Annotated in this window: 22 protein-coding genes; 14 read left to right on the forward strand and 8 right to left on the reverse strand. The window is 39.6% G+C overall.

Annotation, left to right across the window (positions count from 1 at the left end; translation table 11 throughout):
* Window positions 1-71: 71 nt before the first annotated feature.
* The 4 genes from ABD769_RS00160 to ABD769_RS00175 form a co-directional block, all read right to left on the reverse strand.
* Window positions 72-197, reverse strand: coding sequence for a hypothetical protein (locus tag ABD769_RS00160; RefSeq protein WP_344848084.1), 126 nt, complete (start codon window positions 195-197; stop codon window positions 72-74).
* 154 nt (window positions 198-351) lie between these two features.
* Entirely contained in the window at window positions 352-1,176 is an 825-nt protein-coding gene (locus ABD769_RS00165) for a helix-turn-helix domain-containing protein (protein ID WP_344848086.1), read from the reverse strand.
* Between the two features lie 25 nt (window positions 1,177-1,201).
* A complete protein-coding gene (locus tag ABD769_RS00170; protein WP_344848088.1) occupies window positions 1,202-1,693 on the reverse strand; it encodes a cupin domain-containing protein in 492 nt (163 codons plus the stop codon).
* Window positions 1,694-1,702: 9 nt separating this feature from the next.
* Window positions 1,703-1,954: a hypothetical protein gene (locus ABD769_RS00175; protein ID WP_344848091.1), complete on the reverse strand. Its 252-nt coding sequence runs from the start codon at window positions 1,952-1,954 to the stop codon at window positions 1,703-1,705.
* A 259-nt stretch (window positions 1,955-2,213) separates the two neighbouring features.
* On the opposite strand from ABD769_RS00175, the gene ABD769_RS00180 reads away from it, so the two are divergent.
* The 6 genes from ABD769_RS00180 (at window position 2,214) to ABD769_RS00205 (ending at window position 7,745) form a co-directional block, all read left to right on the forward strand.
* Window positions 2,214-3,089, forward strand: a complete 876-nt coding sequence (locus tag ABD769_RS00180; RefSeq protein WP_344848094.1) for an alpha/beta fold hydrolase — start codon at window positions 2,214-2,216, stop codon at window positions 3,087-3,089.
* Between the two features lie 79 nt (window positions 3,090-3,168).
* Window positions 3,169-4,140 carry an aldo/keto reductase gene (locus ABD769_RS00185; RefSeq protein ID WP_344848097.1) on the forward strand — a complete coding sequence of 324 codons (972 nt, stop codon included), beginning with the start codon at window positions 3,169-3,171 and terminating at the stop codon, window positions 4,138-4,140.
* Window positions 4,141-4,968, forward strand: a complete 828-nt coding sequence (locus ABD769_RS00190; RefSeq protein ID WP_344848101.1) for a helix-turn-helix domain-containing protein — start codon at window positions 4,141-4,143, stop codon at window positions 4,966-4,968.
* 545 nt (window positions 4,969-5,513) lie between these two features.
* Window positions 5,514-6,173 carry an SdpA family antimicrobial peptide system protein gene (locus ABD769_RS00195; RefSeq protein ID WP_344848104.1) on the forward strand — a complete coding sequence of 220 codons (660 nt, stop codon included), beginning with the start codon at window positions 5,514-5,516 and terminating at the stop codon, window positions 6,171-6,173.
* A gap of 73 nt (window positions 6,174-6,246) precedes the next feature.
* Complete coding sequence (locus ABD769_RS00200) at window positions 6,247-7,158, forward strand: sporulation-delaying protein SdpB family protein (protein ID WP_344849529.1); 912 nt, start codon at window positions 6,247-6,249, stop codon at window positions 7,156-7,158.
* An 11-nt stretch (window positions 7,159-7,169) separates the two neighbouring features.
* Window positions 7,170-7,745 carry a sporulation delaying protein family toxin gene (locus ABD769_RS00205; protein ID WP_344848107.1) on the forward strand — a complete coding sequence of 192 codons (576 nt, stop codon included), beginning with the start codon at window positions 7,170-7,172 and terminating at the stop codon, window positions 7,743-7,745.
* Between the two features lie 60 nt (window positions 7,746-7,805).
* On the opposite strand, the gene ABD769_RS00210 is transcribed toward ABD769_RS00205, so the two are convergent.
* The 3 genes from ABD769_RS00210 to ABD769_RS00220 form a co-directional block, all read right to left on the reverse strand.
* The gene (locus ABD769_RS00210; protein ID WP_344848110.1) at window positions 7,806-9,077 is read right to left on the reverse strand and encodes a serine aminopeptidase domain-containing protein; all 1,272 of its coding nucleotides are present in this window, start codon (window positions 9,075-9,077) and stop codon (window positions 7,806-7,808) included.
* Between the two features lie 170 nt (window positions 9,078-9,247).
* Window positions 9,248-10,330 (reverse strand): sensor histidine kinase, encoded by a 1,083-nt coding sequence (locus ABD769_RS00215; protein ID WP_344848113.1) that lies wholly within the window; start codon window positions 10,328-10,330, stop codon window positions 9,248-9,250.
* Between the two features lie 108 nt (window positions 10,331-10,438).
* A complete protein-coding gene (locus ABD769_RS00220; protein WP_344848116.1) occupies window positions 10,439-11,185 on the reverse strand; it encodes a LytR/AlgR family response regulator transcription factor in 747 nt (248 codons plus the stop codon).
* A gap of 386 nt (window positions 11,186-11,571) precedes the next feature.
* Here ABD769_RS00220 and ABD769_RS00225 point away from each other — a divergent pair, with 386 nt between their 5' ends.
* Genes ABD769_RS00225 through ABD769_RS00240 form a run of 4 tightly spaced genes read left to right on the forward strand, consistent with a single transcriptional unit; the run spans window position 11,572 to window position 14,557 of the window.
* Complete coding sequence (locus ABD769_RS00225) at window positions 11,572-12,408, forward strand: sporulation delaying protein family toxin (protein ID WP_344848119.1); 837 nt, start codon at window positions 11,572-11,574, stop codon at window positions 12,406-12,408.
* A gap of 54 nt (window positions 12,409-12,462) precedes the next feature.
* Entirely contained in the window at window positions 12,463-13,020 is a 558-nt protein-coding gene (locus ABD769_RS00230; protein WP_344848122.1) for an SdpA family antimicrobial peptide system protein, read from the forward strand.
* Window positions 13,013-14,026 carry a sporulation-delaying protein SdpB family protein gene (locus ABD769_RS00235; protein ID WP_344848125.1) on the forward strand — a complete coding sequence of 338 codons (1,014 nt, stop codon included), beginning with the start codon at window positions 13,013-13,015 and terminating at the stop codon, window positions 14,024-14,026. Before ABD769_RS00230 ends, ABD769_RS00235 begins: the two co-directional genes overlap by 8 nt.
* A 24-nt stretch (window positions 14,027-14,050) precedes the next feature.
* Window positions 14,051-14,557, forward strand: coding sequence for a PH domain-containing protein (locus ABD769_RS00240; protein WP_344848127.1), 507 nt, complete (start codon window positions 14,051-14,053; stop codon window positions 14,555-14,557).
* 12 nt (window positions 14,558-14,569) lie between these two features.
* Here the strand turns inward: ABD769_RS00240 and ABD769_RS00245 are convergent, their stop codons facing one another.
* Complete coding sequence (locus tag ABD769_RS00245) at window positions 14,570-15,466, reverse strand: helix-turn-helix domain-containing protein (protein ID WP_344848130.1); 897 nt, start codon at window positions 15,464-15,466, stop codon at window positions 14,570-14,572.
* A gap of 161 nt (window positions 15,467-15,627) precedes the next feature.
* Here ABD769_RS00245 and ABD769_RS00250 point away from each other — a divergent pair, with 161 nt between their 5' ends.
* From ABD769_RS00250 to ABD769_RS00265, 4 genes are read left to right on the forward strand one after another with little or no spacing between them, the layout of a single operon-like run.
* Window positions 15,628-16,479, forward strand: a complete 852-nt coding sequence (locus tag ABD769_RS00250) for an aldo/keto reductase (protein ID WP_344848133.1) — start codon at window positions 15,628-15,630, stop codon at window positions 16,477-16,479.
* Between the two features lie 55 nt (window positions 16,480-16,534).
* Window positions 16,535-16,987 carry a nuclear transport factor 2 family protein gene (locus ABD769_RS00255; RefSeq protein ID WP_344848136.1) on the forward strand — a complete coding sequence of 151 codons (453 nt, stop codon included), beginning with the start codon at window positions 16,535-16,537 and terminating at the stop codon, window positions 16,985-16,987.
* Between the two features lie 10 nt (window positions 16,988-16,997).
* The gene (locus ABD769_RS00260) at window positions 16,998-18,068 is read left to right on the forward strand and encodes an alpha/beta hydrolase (protein WP_344848139.1); all 1,071 of its coding nucleotides are present in this window, start codon (window positions 16,998-17,000) and stop codon (window positions 18,066-18,068) included.
* A gap of 13 nt (window positions 18,069-18,081) precedes the next feature.
* Complete coding sequence (locus ABD769_RS00265; RefSeq protein WP_344848142.1) at window positions 18,082-18,804, forward strand: carboxymuconolactone decarboxylase family protein; 723 nt, start codon at window positions 18,082-18,084, stop codon at window positions 18,802-18,804.
* Window positions 18,805-18,818: the final 14 nt, after the last annotated feature.

Below are 18,818 nucleotides of genomic sequence, written 5' to 3' on the forward strand. Positions count from 1 at the left end.
AATGATTATAGCACAAAATTCAGCAATGAAACCAAATCAGGCTTGTATAAACACGACAATCGTATAAGAGTTCAATAATCCTCGCTTTCGCCATCACGTTTCCAGATATCCATCCAGGTGTTTACCACGGCATCGGGCATTGCTCCTTTAGCAGTAAGCTTTTGGAAATTTTCTGCTTCGAACGTTCTGCCGGTCAATCCATCAGGAAGCTGTGATTGTTCTGGTTGGTGGCCCAGGTAGAAATACCAATAATTTTGAAAGCCTTTGTTATAAAACAGATGTTGATTTTAGAGATGTATCAAGGATCAGAATTAATAAGGAATTGCATGATCTTTTACGAAACAAGTCTTTTTATTTTGCATTTTTTTTGGCAAAAGCAAGTACATCATTGGCGGCGGCTTGTTTGCCTTTTTTAGCGTTGCGGGCAAATGCAGCGGGGCTGGTGCCACTGTATCGTTTAAATTCCCTGCTCAGGTGCGGCTGATCGGTATAACCCATTTCATGAGCTAACCCGGTCAGGTTAACATCAGGCTCAGTCCATAAGCGGTTACGTACCTGTTCAAATCGCATCAGGCCCGATACATCTTTAACGGTATAACCAGATGATTGTTTAAAGTTTCTTTCCAGGGTACGCAACGTGGCATGGGCCGCTTCGGCAACCTGACTTACCGGAAGATTGCCTTTTGCTTTCTGCATCGCCATGCCTGCTTTATGCAACATGCTATCGGCAGCAACCCCTAAACGTGCATCAAGGAAATATTGTTTTACCTCTGCAACCGCTTCTTCTATCCGGCCGGCGCTCACCAACCTGCTTAAACCATTTTGAAGTTGCGCCATCGGATGTTCAAAAACCTGTACGCCAGCTCTATCAGGATGCAAACCGAGTAAATCAAAAACTGTCCATGGGAAACACCTGATCCCGATGATTTCCAAATCGCCCCTGGTATAAAAATGAACCGGCTGGTTGAGCAACCCCATCATAAAGGGAGACGGTAAAGCCTGCAGGTTTTCGCCCTGTTCCACGGAAATGTTCCCGAAATAAAAGATAATCTCTGCGTAACCATCGGGAATCACCTCGTAACCGGATAACCCTTCGCCTGATGTTCTTTTATTATACCAAAAACACTTGATGGTATCCCGAAGGGCTTCGGGAGCATCATATTCCTGGTGTAACATGTTAAATGGCGGCATAGTAGCAGGATTATCCCAAAAAATCGGGAGGATATGTTTTTTGATTGTATTTCAGGTCCATCTCTTTTAAAAATGCCCTTCGTTGTTCTGTTAATGCAGGGGCTGCCGGCATTTCGCCCGGAAGAACTGGTGAGCCTATTTCCTGAAAGAGTTTTTCGAGACCTGCGGGTACGACCGTACAGAGTAATCGTGCATTTTTTTCGGAAGTATTCTTAAAACAATGGATCGCTCCACCCATAGGGATATTTACAAAGCCATCTTTTGCCACGGTTTGTTTACCCGCTTCTGTTTTAAATTCAACTTCCCCTTCCAGTACATGGAACATTTCCTGTGTATCGGGATGGGCATGTGGTGGTGGGCCACCTCCGGGCGGAACCGTCATTTCGATAACGGCATAATTACCATTGGTCTGCTCGCCAGAGATAATGATCCGGTAATTACCGCCGGCTATACCTAGTAACTCCCCTCCGTTTTTGTTGATGATTGTAATATTGGATTCCATAGTATTATTTTATCTCAAATTTCTTTCCTTTAAAAGATTTTCCAATTCCTGGTTATTGTACTTTGAGTTATTAATCAGCTTGTAGGCAAAGAATAAAGGAATGAGTGTTAAAAATCCGAAACTGCTTTTCATCACACTATAAAATATAACTCCAATCAGAAATCCTATCAGTGCAGCGTTCATAATCTTTGCTGATTTCATTTTTTTAGCTTCCTGCAGTAATTCTTCATCTGTTAATTGCGCTAATTCGTTTTGATTCATTTGTTAGGGTTTAAAAATAATAGGTTTGTCGAAATTCAAATATATGCAATAACCAGATTTACTAAAAACCGAAATGGTGTTTATTGATTGAACAGGCTGATCTCATTTTCAGAGCGTCAAGGCAAACTCCTCCAGATTTTTTTAAGGCACATCCACAATGTCGCAATTCGCCGCTAAAGTTGTCGTTTTTACGCCGTCTTAAAACCTGAAATGAACGCCATATTTGTATCGTCAATAAATCAAAAAACTAAATCGCCTTATGAAAAATTTATTCAAAACAGGAAATTTCCTTAAATCAATACTGGTTATTATAATCATGGTGTTTGCAGCCGCTCAATCAAAAGGGCAACAGGTTAAACCTGCCGGGAGTGGTTACGCACCTGTTAAGGGGACTAAAATTTATTACGAAGTATATGGTGAAGGCAAACCGCTTGTATTACTGCATGGTGCTTTTATGACCATTGAAACCAACTGGGGGCAATTAATCCCCGAACTAGCCAAAACAAGAAAAGTAATTGCCATTGAACTGCAGGGACACGGACACTCACCGTATTCTGACCGGAAATTAGAACTGAACACCCTGGCAAGTGATGTGGAAGCGGTAATGAATCATTTAAAAATAGACAGTGCTGATGTTGCCGGCTATAGCATGGGTGGCTCAGTAGCTTATCAACTGATTGTACAAAGCCCAAAGCGGGTAAAAAAATTAGTGATTATTTCTTCTACCTATAAAACCAGTGGCTGGATGCCTGCCGTAAGCGATGCGTTTAAAGGAATGAAACCTGAATTTTTAGAGAACACGCCAATGAAAACAGCTTACAATGCAATAGCGCCCGACAAAACAAAATGGACTCCGTTTTTAACACAGATGATTGATTTTATTAAGGTACCGTTCGACATTGGGGATGCCAGTATTGCGAAAATTACTTCTCCGGTATTGCTCATTGCCGGCGACAACGATGGCCTGGATAAAACAGAGCTGATTAAAACTTACCAGTTACTCGGGGGTGCTGTATTTGCCGATATGGGTGCGATGCCAAAATCGCAACTGGCCATTGTGCCTGCGCAAGGCCATGTAAGCCTGATGATGCAAACCAAAACCATATTGGGTTATCTGGAAGGCTTTTTGAAGTAGAGCAACTTTGAGCCGTACAGACAAAATATTTGAGCCGTAGAAGAAAGTGATGAGTGTTTGGATTGCTGATCTTTGAATTATGAAAAACATCACAAAAATTCAGCTGGGCCAAAATGGTCCGCTCGTATCTAAACTTGGTTTAGGCTGTATGCGCATGTCGTCTGTTTGGGGCGGTCCTACACCCGATGAAACGGAAAGCATTGCTACCATTAACGAAGCTTTAGATAGCGGCATTAATTTTTTAAATACAGGCGACTTCTATGGCGCTGGTCATAACGAAATGCTTATTGGCAAAGCCATTAAGGGCAGGAGAGATGATGCCTTTATCAGTGTAAAATTCGGTGCCATCTTCCATAACGGTCAGTGGCTGGGACTGGATCTTCGGCCCATTGCCATCAAGAATTTCATCAATTATTCGCTCACCCGTTTAGGAATCGAAACCATCGACCTTTATCAGCCCTGCCGCATGGATGGAAGCGTACCGGTAGAAGACATCATCGGAACCGTTGCCGACCTGATTAAAGAAGGTAAAGTGCGCCACATTGGTGTTTCTGAAATTACGGCCGATCAGCTTCGTCAGGCCAATAGCATTCATCCCATCAGTGCACTGGAGATTGGTTATTCGCTGGCCGACCGTCAGATAGAAACTGATCTTTTACCAGCTGCAAAAGAACTGGGCATTGCCGTGGTGGCGTTCGCCAATACTGCTGAAGGCTTATTAACCGGCGAAATGAAAGCTCCGCTTGCCGAAAATGATTATCATAGCCATTTCTCCCGCTTTCAGGGCGAAAACCTCGTTCACAACCTCGAAAAAGTAGAAGTATTGAAACAGTTGGCCCACAATAAAGGCTGTACACCAACACAGGTAGCCATTGCCTGGGTAAAAGAACAAGGCGATCATATTATGCCTTTAGTAAGCATGAGCCGCAGATCTCGTTTACCTGAAAATATGAAAGCACTCGATATTGTATTTACACCCGAAGAAATAAACACTTTAAATACTACTTTTGCAATAGGTGCTATACATGGTGGCACTTATTTACAACGCTAAATGATCAGTCCTGCAGAAATCCTTCCCGGCGTAATCTTTTATTCTTACCTCTCTGCCGAGCGGAAAGAAAAAGTGTGTTTCTGGAACCACCATACCCTGGTGCTGCAGGTTTCGGGACAGCTGGTGCTGGAAACCTCCGGACAAAACATTTCGATGTCTGGTGGACAAGTACTCTTAATTGGTAAAAATCAGCTGGGTACGCTCACCAAAACACCGCTGCCCGGAGGAAACTATGAAACCATCGTAATATCCCTGCAAGAAGACCTTTTGCGCAAGATTGTGCTGGAAGAAAAACTCGAAGCGGACCAGAAATATATTGGTCCGCCGAATATTTTAATTCCGTCAAATGAATTTTTGCAGGGCTATTTTCAGTCAATTATTCCATATGCCCGGAGTTCGGGCGCCAGCATGACAGACGAGATGGGCATTTTAAAAGTGAAAGAAGGGATTAAATTGCTGTTGCTGGCCATGCCTTCACTGCGTAACTTTCTGTTCGACTTTTCAGAGCCTTATAAAATCGACCTCGAAAAGTTTATGCTGAGCAACTTTCACTTCAATGTGCCTGTTGAAAAATTTGCGCAGCTAACCGGCCGAAGCCTGGCAGGTTTTAAACGCGATTTCCTGAAAACATTCGGTGCGCCGCCCCGTCATTGGCTGCAGGATAAACGGCTGAATGAGGCAAAGCACCTCATCGAAACCAAACATCAAAAACCCTCTTCCATTTACCTCGACCTGGGCTTTGAAAGCTTGTCGCATTTCTCGCATTCCTTTAAGAAAAAGTTTGGCATGGCGCCTACAATGTTTAATGATGGGGTTGCTCCAAAATAATTTTTGAAGAGCACAATTTTTTCAAACAAAAAGATCAATGTTCTATTTCTTTTTAAGATTCATTACTGCTACAATCGCTCACTCTCATCGGCACTGCTTTTCTCATAACTGCTTTTTTTGAAGCTTTTTCCGGATCTAAAATTGTATCTCATAGAAAAATATAATTTTCTTGTCTGAAATTTAGAATTCCTTATAATTGCCTGATTGTTGTAATAACTGGTAATCTGGGGATTGCTGCTAAATAATATGTCTTATGAAATCATGGGATAAGGACATTGTTTTAATGGTATCCCGAAGGACTTCTGCTGTTCAAATTCCTTGTACACACATTACATGTTAGCATAGTAAAGTTTAAGCCAGTTTAAATACAAGATGATCTTCGGAAAGCAAATTATTATGACTAATTATTTCCTGCAAAAAAGATATTCCAGATAGCAATTATAAGGTTATAAATAATGCGATAAGATTTATTCACATTTAGTTATAAATTGGGATACGAAAACCTTACTAATCTAATAATAAAGGGAAAAATCAATAAATGTTATATGGGTAACAGAAAGAAAGGCTGGTTGGGAAATGAAAATGATCAACAGATTTCAACTATTTTTTTTGGATTTAAGCCTGATGAAACAGAACCGTATCAGGAAGATGAGCAGGAGCAAATAGAACCTGCCATTACCGGATTATCGCTCATTTTTCTTGTTCTCGTTATTTTCAGTGCGATTGTACTTTATTGTGTAATGACTACATCGTTACAAACTCCATTTAACACCAGCAGCACAGTAAAGCGTAATACCTTTTATTTTTTGCCACAGGGCTGGGCATTTTTTACAAGAGATGCAAGGGAGGAAAAACTTTGGGCCTATAAAAGAACCGGAAACGGTTCGCTTATTCCGTTAAGTCCCTCGGGTGGAAGTTTCATTTACCTGTTCGGAATTAATCGCGAGGGAAGGAAATTAACTTCTGATTATAACCGGTTGCTTAGTGGAATTGATAGTGCTTTATGGAAGCATATAGATTTTGATTTAACTAAGATTGCCGTTGATTCCAGGCAGAAAACAATCTTACATATTAAAAATAAAGATGAAACATGGAAAGCTAAAGGCGAGGTGGTTTTTGTCAAGAAAAAATTAACACCCTGGGCCTGGAGCCATTTCGAATCTGTAAAAATGCCATCAAAATATGTACGGATATTCATTGATTAAAAGGGTAGATGCGGAAATCAGAAAACTGATTGCTCCATTCTTGCAAAAAAACATCTATACCTATAAACTTGGTATGGCACGAACGGTATTGGCTTTGTCTACTTTTCTAACCATTATGCTAAACAATCCCGAGTTGCTTTTTAAAAATGCCGATACCTTTAATGCAGCTAATCTAAAATCTGGTCATTATATTTTCCAGAAATTCAATTTTTTTCTAATGTTCGGCGTTGACCACCTTTTATGGGCAAAATATATAGCTGCGGCCATATTACTTTTGGTGATTTGTGGCTTTCGGCCCAGGTTAACCTGTCTTTTTCATTCATGGATATGCATCAGCTTTAATTACGCAACCTTACTAATTGAAGGAGGTGATCAGATTGCAGGGAATCTAAGTCTTATGTTAATTCCGATATGCCTGCTTGATCGAAGGCAATGGCACTGGACTACTGATAATCATCCATCTCAACAATCCGTTTTGATATCAGGGTATTTCCTGCTAATCATCAAACTGCAGATGTGTATCATTTATTTTCATGCAGGAATAGGCAAAATCCCAATTAATGAATGGGCTAATGGAACTGCTACATACTATTGGTTAAATGATCCGGTATTTGGTATGACAGATTGGATGCACACTTTTATGGATCCGATATTATCTAGTGCTTTTGGAGTTGCCTTACTTACCTGGGGAACAATTGTTTTAGAGATTCTGCTTTTCATGGCTATTATGATGAACAAGCGCGCTAAGAAAACCTTGTTTATCCTTGGAATTACCTTTCATTTAGGCATTTTGTTTTTCCATGGCTTAGTATCCTTTTTCTTTTCTATGGCCGCTGGCCTTATGCTCTATTTGTGGGTTGATAACCCGCTTGGCAGCATTGGCATATTAAGAGATTTAAACTATAAGCATAAATACATATCACTTAAAAAATACTCCATCTTTATTCAGAAAAGATGGAATATTCATCACCATATCAATAAATAAAAAATAAACTCATGAAAAAAAAAATCATTAAAAAAAACAGCATCTATGTAGTGCTTGTTGCAGGTACAGCCATTACATTCGCAAGCCTTGGATTTATTCCAAAAGAAGAAAAATCTAACTACGCCCGGGCAACTGCGGAATTTAGCGGACAGAGCATTTTCAAAGGTATTTTCTTTGGCGATAAAAAGGTAGGTGCTTTTATTCCCGAGATTTCGGATGAAAGAAACTATAAGGGTAGTGCAGCAGGACTGGATCAGTTTATTAAAAAAATCGAAGCTATAGATGCTGATTTCTTCAGTTCATTCAAGCTTTCGATGGAAAGTGGTAATCCAATTAAGGTAGAGCAGGCACTTAATGATGCAAATAAGATCCTGTCTAAAATTGTAACCGTTAAAATAGCATCTCAGAAGAACGGTACAGAGGAAACAATGGTAGCTATCATTGGTCAAACCGCATCTACTGATATCACTTGGGTCCCGGGACCGTTAAACAATCTAGCTACAGCGGTTTCCACCGATGGATTGCCAGGACCTACATTAGATCGCGAGAAAGCTATCTCCTATCTTGCAAATAGTCTTAAAAAATAACAGTACAAGGGGAAAGCATGCTTTACCCTTGTACTTAAACAGGGTGTTGGTTGTATTGATCTATTTCAGGTTTTTAATAAAAGAAACAATGTTTTTTCCAAGTTCGGCGTTTATAGGAAGTTCACCGTTAGTATAAGTTTTTAAATTTTCTTCCTTATCCATAGGTGCATTTTTCAGTACATGGTTCATGCCTTGTATGGCTAAAAAAGATGCCTTTGAATTTGCTTTAGCTAACTTCTGTCCACTATTGGTGCCAATTTGAAGATCGGTGCTTCCACTAATAACAAGTATGGGTGTATTTATTTTTTTTAGTTCAAATGCTGCATGGTGTCGCATCGCTGAAATGAGGTATTCTTGTGTTGTCGGGCTAAACAGGTTTTTTGTTGCAGGACTAAGTTCGCCATGATAAAGATTTCCTTTCTTTAGGTTACCTAGAATTGTTTTAGAAAGTTTTAAATCTGTAGCTTCCAAAGTTTTGGATAACTGACCTTCGAGCACAGTTCCAAGATCAGTATCATAACCGCTTAAGCAGATCAAGCCAGCCGGATGACTTTTAAGCGCGGCAGCAATGGCAATAGATGAGCCCTCGCTGTGCCCAAGAACAATAACTTTTGAAAACCTTTCATCCTTATTAAGTTGATCAACAAACGCGGAAGCATCATCAACATAATTATCCATAACAATCGTATTATTGATTAGCGCCTGTGCACTTTTAGCAACACCGCGTTTGTCGTAACGCAGGCTTGCTATTCCATTTGCAGCCAGGGTATCTGCAAGCATGGCAAACGAATTTGTGACTAAGGCATCGCCCTGGTTCATGTTCCTGTCTGTTGGGCCAGATCCACCTATCATTAATACAATCGGAATTTTTTCCAATGTTTTAGGAGGCAACAGCAATGTGCCAAAAAGCATAGCTGGCGCTTTGCCTAAGGTATAATTATCAGTACTTTCTTTTCTGACTAAACCCGAAGCAGAGGTAGGTCTTGACAACTGCCTTATACCTGCTATCTGTCCGTTTTTAATGACCAGCAGGATAGTTACCAGTGGGCGTTCGAATGTTAAATTATATCTTTGTATTTCGGCATCAGCAGTCGATATATTCTTTGTACTGGTAATTTTTCCCAGCTGATTCATTAACTGTCCGAGAAGATTATCACTTCCGTCTTTTCCTAGGGCTGATTTCATTTGAGGCGTCATCATGTTGTAAAGCGAATCTTTTAAATTCTGATTAAATGCGCCAATAACATGTTCAACAGTTATACCGGATTTTTGCTGTGCAAATGCGAAAAAAGAAATCAAAGTAAAAAGAGAAATAAACAGATGTTTTTTCATTGTTAACGTTCTTAATATAAACATTCATGCACGTTTTTATACGTTCCTAATGTAGCAAATTAATAACACAATCATTTTTTTTCGATATAAAAGGGATGATTGGCATGATGAAATGGAGAATAATGAGGAATAAGATTTGCAGGGTTAGTTATTGTTGAGAGGAAGAGTAGTTAATGTGAAACATTGTTGCAAATTATTTCCAGCTCAAAACATTCTCCTGTTATGCGAGAGCTTAATTTAGCCTCTTCTCCGTAAGTATATTGCAGCCTGGTGGCAATGTTTTTAATACCCTGCCCGCTACTTTCAACTGAGGGGCTTTGGTTGATAAGATTTCTGGTAAATATTCGTAGCGTATTGTGGTTTAAAGTTACCGAAAATACGGCAGGGCTCTCACGCTCGCTAAAATCTCCGTGTTTTACCATATTTTCGGCTAGGGTTAGCAGTACCATAGGTATAAACAGGATTTGTTCGGCCTCTTCTTCAATATAGATACTGATATTCATCAAATTTTTGCGTCGCATTTGTTGCAGGCAGAATAGTTTTTCTATCTGCGCCATCTCAGTAATAATGCTTATCTGGGTTTCCTTATCATCTACATTAATGGCATACCGCATTACATCAGAAAGCTGTATAATCGCATCAGCAGCCTCCTTAGAATGTTTATTGATATGATAATGGATATAACCTAACGTGTTAAACAGAAAGTGAGGATTTATCTGTGCACGGAGAAAAGAATTTTCTGCAGATTTAAGGGCAGCTGTGGTTCTCTCATTTTTTATAATCTCCAATAACCGCTGTTTTTCCAGTTCTGTAGCACTTCGGCTTACCTCAAGGTAGCTCATCAGAAAATAATATGCTGTGGAGAATCCTAGAATATAAATACTTCGATGCAGTATTCTAAGTATAAATTCCTTATTGAGCTTAACCGTGTTGATGTGTGTAATAAAATTCTGGTCAACCAGCCAGCTCTCCAGAAAGTAATTGCATAAAATATAACTGGCAATAAGCAGCGAATAAAATAAAGGGATAGTCCAAATGGCATTAACGTTGCCCTTCACACAACGAGGTAGCAAAAAGGCTGATGAACTGTAAAATAAAATAAGGATAAGAACATAGTGGCAGGTGTAAGTAATCGGGTGACTGAAAATGCCGGAAATCAGTCCAACCACAATTGCTTCATAAATGATGAACAATGTCCACACCAGAATGTGTATCCAATATTTCCGAAAGAAGATATGAAAAAAAAAAATCATGCAACGGATTCTTTAAAAAACAAAGATTAGCTTACTGATAGTTTTGTGAATCAGGGAAATTCATAATACAGCGAGTCTTTCGCTATGAACTGAATTGATAAATAAATATTAGTTACGGCGCTTTGGTCTAATCACATGCTCAGAAATAAACTTGTTGAAATCTTTTTTATAATATTCTCCAACTGTCATTTTTAGTCCAGTTACCATTTTAATGCTGTTTCCATCAATGTCGTCAATATAATTTTTATTAATAATAAAACTCCGTTGAAACTGAACAAAATCGCCCTTCCCCAAAAGACTCTTTGCAATTTCGCTGAGCGACATATAGGTAAGTATGCTTTTTTTCTTAGTATGAATATTGATATAATTCAGGTTGCTTTCTATCGCAACTACATCCGAATATATGATCCTGATCAACTTCAAGTTGTCTTCCCGGCTTTTAATAAAAAAGAAATCATCGGCCCCTATAATGCTGTTGTCTGGTTCCTCTGGTTTTTGAGTTGAGGGAAAAATTTTGTCGATGGTTGACATAAATACAGCCAAACTAATTGGCTTTAGAAGATAATCATTTGCATTAACACCAAAAGCTTCGAATCCATATTTTGTATGAGCAGTTGTAAATATGAGTTTATTGGTCATCGTTCGCACCTGTTTTGCCAGCTCAAGTCCCGATATTCTGGGCATATTGATGTCCATTAATATAAGGTCAACTTTACCATGTTCGCCAAGTGTCCGCATTGCATTAATCGGATCGTTATAGGTACCAATAAGATTTAACTCAGGCATCAGATGGATATAATCTTTGAGCGTTTCTATTGCATGAATTTCATCATCAACAATAATACATCTTTGCATAAAATAAGAGAATTAGATAATCCAAATATATTTATTTATTAATATAGTTAACACTTTAACCGCATAAAATCTTTTAACAGATTGTAGCAGCTGATCTAATTTGATGTAAGTTATGGATTACAACTGTTTAATTAGTTAATTTTTAGTATTTTGATTATATTTCTGATTGCTCATGTAAATAATTACTGCTTTAATAGACAAGAAAGAAATAACAATTTTTCTGAATCTCTTTCATGTGCAAACACCTTTAGGTATAGAAAATGAGCCTTTTAATGGAAAATCTTTAGCAGGATATAAGCATAAAATTAACTTTATTCAATTATATGTAATGCTGGTACCTTAATGCAAATAATTGACTAATAATTTAATATCTAAAAAAAAACGCAATGGAAAAAATCAGATCATTCTGTTCCAAGTGGTACATTCTCTGTACCCTGATCTTAATTACACTGTTTTACAGTTGTAAGAAATCCGATGCCCCGCAAGTGGCAGATTTAAAGGGAGAAGAAATCTTCCGTGGCATCTACTTTGGAGAGGGGAAAGTAGCCACATCCTTAAAAGAGTATGTGCCAAACTTCTCTGAATGGCTTGAGGATAGTGATAAAAAGCTACTTTTCGATGCTGAAACTGGCTTTATTAACAAAATAAACCAAAAGCATCCTGGATTTTTCAATCATTTTGAAACTGAAATCAAAAGTGGTGATGTTGGCCGGGTTAAGGTTGCATTAATAGGCGCTACAAAAGCTTTGCGCGAGGCTGCAGAATCAAACAACGATATTGCCGATATTAAGGTGAATAAAGATGAGCAGGCAAAGTTGTTAAAGCAAATGGATGCTGATAATGTTAAAGGAATGAAGAAAGAGCAGCTAACTGCCCTATTGAAAACCGAGAAATATAAAGAGATGCTAGCAAAAGCATTCGGGTCAAAGAGCAGTTCAAAATCTTCAACTAATTTAAGTGCTCAAGAAGCAGATCTTGAAGAAGCAGCCTCAAAAGATGTTAACAGAAATCTTCACCGTGGGGTAGAAACCTATGTTTATGTAGAAGTTGTTCTTGTTCTTGTTGTTGCTGTTGCCGCTGTATTTGCTGCAATTCTTGGCGAAACAGAACCTGTAGACACTCTTGATCCTGAAGGTCCGCCAGCTGACGATGCGCCAGTTCCGGTAGCTTCGTTAAAAACCACTCAGTTCCTTTCTACAGTAACCAAGTCTTTCGCACATTAATTTTAATAACAAGAAATCTAAGTTAATGGGCCCGGTTTCGGGCCCAACTTTACTATGCCAAAAAATATAAAAGTATTTGTCCTTTTCTTAGCCGCTGTTTGGATTGGACTATTTATCTCATTGATATCGGTTTCGCTAAACTATAATGCGATGTCAACCTACTTTTCTGTTCAGAGCAGATCTATTAAGCTGCTGATGCCGGAAGGATGGGGTTTTTTTACCAAAAACCCTCAGGAGCCACGGATTTATTATCTGATTAATAAAGAAAACAAGTGGGTGATGGATCCTAACACTAGGCGGGCAAACCTGCATAACTTTTGGGGGCTTAAAAAGCGTCCGGCACATTACGGCGTTCTCTATTACACCCAAGTGCTTAAAAGAATCCCCATGGCTACATGGTTAAAGCTAACTGACCGTAGTTTTAGTAAACTTAATTTAAGTGGTCCTTGTATCATTCCCTTTAATATCAAAGTCGCTAAAACCTATCAGGAGGAACTTCCAAACCAATTGGTTATTGTGAAACGCAGAATATTGCCATGGGCTTTCCGCGATTTTCGGGATCAGACTGGAGATTCTGTTATGGTTGCCAAAGTAAATTTAATCTATGAATAACTTTCTCTTTATTTCCTACCCGCTAAAAAATCCCTGGACCAACGTTTACGGAGTAGCAAGATCGCTTCTTGCATTGGGTACATTGCTTACCCTCTTACTGAACAATAGCAGTATTTTATTTCCGGAAAAACTATCCGGTATGCAGCTTATGCAATATAGTGGATTAAACCTGTTACGGATTAATTACTTTTTTATATTACGCGATTATCAGGTTTTTGCACGGATATTAGCCATGCTGATCTTATTATTTGTTATTTCCGGATACAGGCCAAGGTTTTCAGGGATCCTTCATTTTTGGATATCCTCAAGTTTTGCTACTTATTGTATCTGTATCGAAGGGGGGGATCAGATTACGGCAATTCTCACTTTATTGTTACTGCCAATATGCTTTACAGATCACCGGCAATGGCATTGGGATGTGGCACAAAAAACCGAAGGGAAATCTAATGATTACCTGAGGATTGTGGCGTTATCTACATTTCTTTTCATCAGGGTGCAGGTATGCCTGGTTTACCTACATGCTGCAACGGCTAAATTTAATGTTCGAGAGTGGATTGATGGAACAGCCACATGGTATTGGTTCAAAGACCCAACATTTGGTCTTAATTATTGGGTTTCGCGCGTGGCAGAACCATTGGTCCAAATTCCATTTTTTGTTGCAATGATCACCTGGGGTTCGCTTGCAATTGAACTTATGCTCTTTTTATCTCTCTTTCTGGAAAAGGAAAAACGTAAATATTTTCTCTGGACAGGTATAGGTTTTCATTTTATGATACTGGTTTTTCACGGGCTTTTTGCTTTCTTTTTTGCAATGGCCGGGGCACTTATCCTATATCTTAGGCCGGTAGATATGGAATTCAGTTTCGCTTTTTTACGGCAAATTCGCATTTTTAAGCCGGGAGACTTTTTTAATACAATACGTTTAGGCAAGAGAGAAACACACTTAACGCCAGAATTTAAACCCCAAAAAGCAGATAACAGAAGTGAAAATATGATAATGGAGTAATCAATAATCAGTTTTTATAGTGAAATGAATACCCCAATCAACTTTCGCCAAAAATATACGGTTTCTATGGATATGATGACCAGATTAATCACTTTAGTGCTGATTGCAATCACCATCTATGTTGTGTACCAGCAGATCGTAATTTTTTTAGAAAAAAAAGAGATGAATACCATTTTTGTTGGGGCAATCCTCATTTTAGTTTTATTATTATCCATTGCATTTAAGCCGCTTTCTTACATTTTGACTGTGGATAATTTAGTCATCAAGCGGATTGCAGGAGATATTCTTATTGCTAAAAATGATATAAAATCTGCAGAACTCCTTAAATCAGGTACTTTAGGTACATTGGTAAGGGGATTTGGAATTGGAGGTTACTTTGGCTATATGGGCAGTTACTATAGTTCGAAAATTGGCTGGTTAACAATGTATGCTACACGCAGGGATAATAGAATACTGATTACAATCAAAGATGATAAAAAGATAATCATTACACCTGATGAGACAACTTTAGCCGCTGCCTTAATAATATAGATTACTAATTACTCAATTCATTCCCCGGTATTCATTGGGCGTACTCCCAACCCTTTTTTTGAATAGCCGGATAAAGTGCTGCGGATATTTAAAACCAAGCTCGTAAGCGATTTCGCTAACCGTTTTACTGCTGTCGAAGATTTTATTTTTAGCTACATCAATAATTTTGGCCTGAATAAATTCCTGGGCTGATTTACCGGTTTCCTTTTTGATCAGGTCTCCAAAATAATTTGCCGAAAAATGAAGTTCCTCTGCACAATAGGCAACAGAAGGGAGACCAATTGAATAAGGTTTTTCTGACCTGAAATAACCATTAAGTAATTTTTCAAAGTTCTCCAGCACACCTTTGTTTACGGCATCACGTGTAATAAACTGACGATCGTAAAAACGGTCGCAATAATTCAGCAGCAGTTCAATATTGGAAGCAATAAGCTTTTTGCTATGCTTATCAATAGATTGCTGAAGTTCTGTGTCTATTTTGGCAAACAAATCCAATACCAGTTGCCTTTCTTTGCCTGATAGATGCAAGGCCTCGCTGGTATTATAGCTAAAGAAGTTATACTCACTTAACGTTTTTCCTAATGAAGTACCGCGGATCAGATCGGGATGAAATACCAGTCCATGACCCACAGGCTGGTAGTAATCTGTTTTATTTTCCACATCAATGGTTTGCCCCGGAGAAATGAAAACTAAAGTTCCAGCCTGATAATCGTAATTGTGTCGCCCATATTTTAAATCACCACATTTAACGTCTTTAAGGAAAACGCAATAAAGTTCAAAGTTCATTTTGGAGCCTGTGCGTTCATGAGCTTTAGAAAAGTCGAGCACGCTTATCAGTGGGTGAAACGTTTCATGATTATTAAAAGCATTGTATTCACTGATTGTATCAAAATTAAATTCCTTTTCCATAGCGTTATGTCTTTGCTTATACAAACTTAATTAATTCGATGGGCTTGCAAACCTATCTTATCTGCTAACCGTAATATTGGTAGTAAAAGCAGGAATCTGTCTACTCAGGTCTTGGATATAGAGCGGATATTTGTAATACAATCAGAGGAAATCGTCAAGATATGGAAACAATTAAATTAAATAACGGCATAGAAATGCCATTACTGGGTTTCGGGGTATTTCAGGTAACCGATCTGAAAGAATGTGAACGCAGTGTATCCGATGCAATTGATACCGGTTACCGTTTAATTGATACTGCAGCTTCTTATATGAATGAGGAAGCGGTAGGTAAGGCGATTAAAAATAGTCATATAGCACGGGAAGAACTGTTTATTACCACCAAAATTTGGATACAATCAGAAGGGTATGCCGGTACAAAAAGGGCTTTTGAAGCATCATTAAAAAAGTTGCAACTGGATTATCTCGATTTGTACCTCATCCACCAGCCTTTTGGCGACGTGTATGGCGAATGGCGGGCTATGGAAGAACTGTATAAAGAAGGCAGGGTAAGGGCAATTGGTGTCAGTAATTTTCATCCAGACCGGCTTATGGACCTGATTGTTCATCATGAGGTTGTTCCGGCGGTTAATCAGGTCGAAACGCATCCTTTTCATCAGCAACTGGAGGCGCAACGCTTTTTAAATGAAAACAAGGTGCAGATCGAATCCTGGGGACCTTTTGCGGAAGGGAAGAACAATATTTTTAAAGATGAACTGCTGCAGGCTATTGGTACACAATACAACAAATCTGTTGCTCAGGTTGTGCTTCGCTGGCTCATTCAGCGTGGTGTAGTAGCTATTCCAAAGTCGGTTCGTAAAGAACGCATGGCAGAAAACTTCGATATTTTTGATTTTAAGCTTAGCGATGAGGATATGAACTCCATAAAGAGCTTGGATACGCTTACCAGCAGCTTTTTTGATCACCGCGATCCTGCCATGGTGAAATGGCTTGGAGAAAGAAAACTGGAGCCGTAACCAGATAAGATCAGCAGATAAATCAGATAAATAAACATACCCTAAAAACAAGATTATGAAAACCTCAATTATCGGACTATTCTTCATCATCATGAGCATCACATCGGCTAAGGCACAAACGAGTACACCTACGAAAACAGAGCAGGAGATCATCAAGCTATCTAAAACCAAATGGGATTGGATGGCCGACAAAAATGTTGACTCTTTAAGCGTATTATTTGACGAAAAAGCAGTTTTCGTACATATGGGCGGAAGCTGGGGAAAAGCCAGGGAAATAGCGGTGATTAAAAGCGGTGGTATCCATTATAAAAAGGCCGATATTCATGCTGTTGCTGTGAATATTATTGGGAATACGGCTATACTGCTCAATAACATCACGCTGCTCGCGGTGGTTGGTGGCAACGAAGTAAGCAATCCGTTTATCGTAACCGAAGTTTATGTTAAACAAGGCAGTGGCTGGAAAATGGGTTCATTATCCTTTACCAAAATAAATCAGCCTGCACAATAAATAACAATTTATGAAAAGAGAACTAAGAAATTATGCCAGCGCAATACTCTTGCTCACGCTTAGTTATACATCGCTTGAGGCACAGCAAAAAGTCAGTTCAAAACCTTTAACCATTGCAGCACAAGGGGCATTTTCTGCTGGTGGTATGGTTATAAAAAGCGACGGCGTATTCGACCCGCTTAAACCCTGGAATGTACAACAGGGCGGGCAAACAAGGCATGGCGATCATGCTGATGTTTTTTATCAGATCCCGCAGAAAGCAAAACGCTACTCAATGGTTTTTCTTCATGGTTACGGCCAGACCAGGAGAAGCTGGCAAACCACTGCCGATGGCAGGGATGGATTTTCTGACCTGTTTTTAAGGAAAGGTTACGGCGTGTATCTTGTAGATCAGCCCGGACGTGGCGAAGCTGGTCAGACAACAAAACCGGGGCAGATTACCGCAACACCTGATGACCAGACCTGGTTTACCCAGTTTCGCATTGGTTTGTATCCGGCCTTTAACGAAGGAGTACAATTCCCTAAAGACAGTTTATCGCTGGACCGGTTTTTCAGGATGATGGTACCGAATACCGGCAGTGTGGATGAATCAACAATAGTGAATGCCATGTCGGCTGTTTTTGAAAAATCCGGAGATGGTATCTTATTTACACATTCTGCAGGCGGTGCCCCCGGTTGGAAAACAGCGGTTAAAAATGATCATGTAAAGGCAATTGTGGCCATCGAACCCGGAGGATTTGCTTTTCCTGAGGGCGAAGTACCCGAAGGAAACCGTGGTGGCAAGGGATTACCCCTTAACGAATTTATGAAGTTGACAAAAATCCCTATAGTGGTTTATTTCGGCGACTTTATTCCAAAAGACGAAACCAACGCTGCATCCTTAAACTTCTGGCGTAACGTACTGGCCACAGGAAGGCAATGGGCCAGGGTGGTAAATGCCCATGGTGGTGATGTTACCATTGTTCATCTGCCTGAAATTGGCATCAGGGGAAATACGCACTTCATCATGTCGGATTTGAACAGTAACGAAATAGCAGAGGTAATTACAAAATGGCTTAAAGAGAAAAAGCTGGATAAATAATAAGCGCAATAAAATGAAAAAACTGATAATAGCCCTGGCTATGATATTTGGACTAAGCCTTAACAATAACGCAACTGAAGAACGAAAAGATGGCGAAACCTTAACCCTTAGGCAACAAAAACTGGTTGCCATCTCATCGCTAACAGCAAAAGGGGATCTCGGTCAGCTTAAAACAGCGATTGAAGGAGCATTAGTATCGGGCCTCACGGTAAACGAAATTAAAGAAGCCATCGTCCAGTTGTACGCTTATTGCGGCTTTCCGCGTAGTATCCGCGGGCTCCAAACCTTTACAGGCGTGCTCGACGCTCGCAAGGCCAGGGGGATTACCGATAAACGGGGCCAGGAAGCCACGCCGGTTCATAGCAATCGCAGCAAATACGACAGGGGTAAGGCGATACTGGAAAAATTAACCGGCGCACCTGAAACAGGACCGAAAACAGGTTATGCCGCATTTGCGCCCGAAATAGAAGTATTTCTCAAGGAGCATTTATTTGCTGATATTTTTGAGCGGGATGTATTAAGCTATGCAGATCGCGAACTGGTAACGGTGGCCGTACTGACAAGTATTGGTGGGGTAGAACCCATGTTGCGGTCGCATTTAAATATCTGTCTGAACGTTGGTTTATCGCCCGGCCAGTTGCAACAGTTTGTGGGTTTGATCAATCAGTCAATTGGCAAGAAAGAAGCTGATGCAGCACACATCGTGTTAAACGAGGTGCTAAAAAGCAGGAAGTAAGATATATAGAGAAA

The organism is Pedobacter jeongneungensis (assembly GCF_039538295.1).
GTDB classification, from domain to species: Bacteria; Bacteroidota; Bacteroidia; order Sphingobacteriales; family Sphingobacteriaceae; genus Pedobacter; species Pedobacter jeongneungensis.

Coding starts and splice junctions, on each gene's coding strand:
- ABD769_RS00165 (WP_344848086.1), bottom strand. CDS start 1,176: ATGTTACACCAGGAATATGATGCTCCCGAAGCCCTTCGGGATACCATC.
- ABD769_RS00170 (WP_344848088.1), bottom strand. CDS start 1,693: ATGGAATCCAATATTACAATCATCAACAAAAACGGAGGGGAGTTACTA.
- ABD769_RS00175 (WP_344848091.1), bottom strand. CDS start 1,954: ATGAATCAAAACGAATTAGCGCAATTAACAGATGAAGAATTACTGCAG.
- ABD769_RS00180 (WP_344848094.1), top strand. CDS start 2,214: ATGAAAAATTTATTCAAAACAGGAAATTTCCTTAAATCAATACTGGTT.
- ABD769_RS00185 (WP_344848097.1), top strand. CDS start 3,169: ATGAAAAACATCACAAAAATTCAGCTGGGCCAAAATGGTCCGCTCGTA.
- ABD769_RS00190 (WP_344848101.1), top strand. CDS start 4,141: ATGATCAGTCCTGCAGAAATCCTTCCCGGCGTAATCTTTTATTCTTAC.
- ABD769_RS00195 (WP_344848104.1), top strand. CDS start 5,514: ATGGGTAACAGAAAGAAAGGCTGGTTGGGAAATGAAAATGATCAACAG.
- ABD769_RS00200 (WP_344849529.1), top strand. CDS start 6,247: ATGGCACGAACGGTATTGGCTTTGTCTACTTTTCTAACCATTATGCTA.
- ABD769_RS00205 (WP_344848107.1), top strand. CDS start 7,170: ATGAAAAAAAAAATCATTAAAAAAAACAGCATCTATGTAGTGCTTGTT.
- ABD769_RS00210 (WP_344848110.1), bottom strand. CDS start 9,077: ATGAAAAAACATCTGTTTATTTCTCTTTTTACTTTGATTTCTTTTTTC.
- ABD769_RS00215 (WP_344848113.1), bottom strand. CDS start 10,330: ATGATTTTTTTTTTTCATATCTTCTTTCGGAAATATTGGATACACATT.
- ABD769_RS00220 (WP_344848116.1), bottom strand. CDS start 11,185: ATGCAAAGATGTATTATTGTTGATGATGAAATTCATGCAATAGAAACG.
- ABD769_RS00225 (WP_344848119.1), top strand. CDS start 11,572: ATGGAAAAAATCAGATCATTCTGTTCCAAGTGGTACATTCTCTGTACC.
- ABD769_RS00230 (WP_344848122.1), top strand. CDS start 12,463: ATGCCAAAAAATATAAAAGTATTTGTCCTTTTCTTAGCCGCTGTTTGG.
- ABD769_RS00235 (WP_344848125.1), top strand. CDS start 13,013: ATGAATAACTTTCTCTTTATTTCCTACCCGCTAAAAAATCCCTGGACC.
- ABD769_RS00240 (WP_344848127.1), top strand. CDS start 14,051: ATGAATACCCCAATCAACTTTCGCCAAAAATATACGGTTTCTATGGAT.
- ABD769_RS00245 (WP_344848130.1), bottom strand. CDS start 15,466: ATGGAAAAGGAATTTAATTTTGATACAATCAGTGAATACAATGCTTTT.
- ABD769_RS00250 (WP_344848133.1), top strand. CDS start 15,628: ATGGAAACAATTAAATTAAATAACGGCATAGAAATGCCATTACTGGGT.
- ABD769_RS00255 (WP_344848136.1), top strand. CDS start 16,535: ATGAAAACCTCAATTATCGGACTATTCTTCATCATCATGAGCATCACA.
- ABD769_RS00260 (WP_344848139.1), top strand. CDS start 16,998: ATGAAAAGAGAACTAAGAAATTATGCCAGCGCAATACTCTTGCTCACG.
- ABD769_RS00265 (WP_344848142.1), top strand. CDS start 18,082: ATGAAAAAACTGATAATAGCCCTGGCTATGATATTTGGACTAAGCCTT.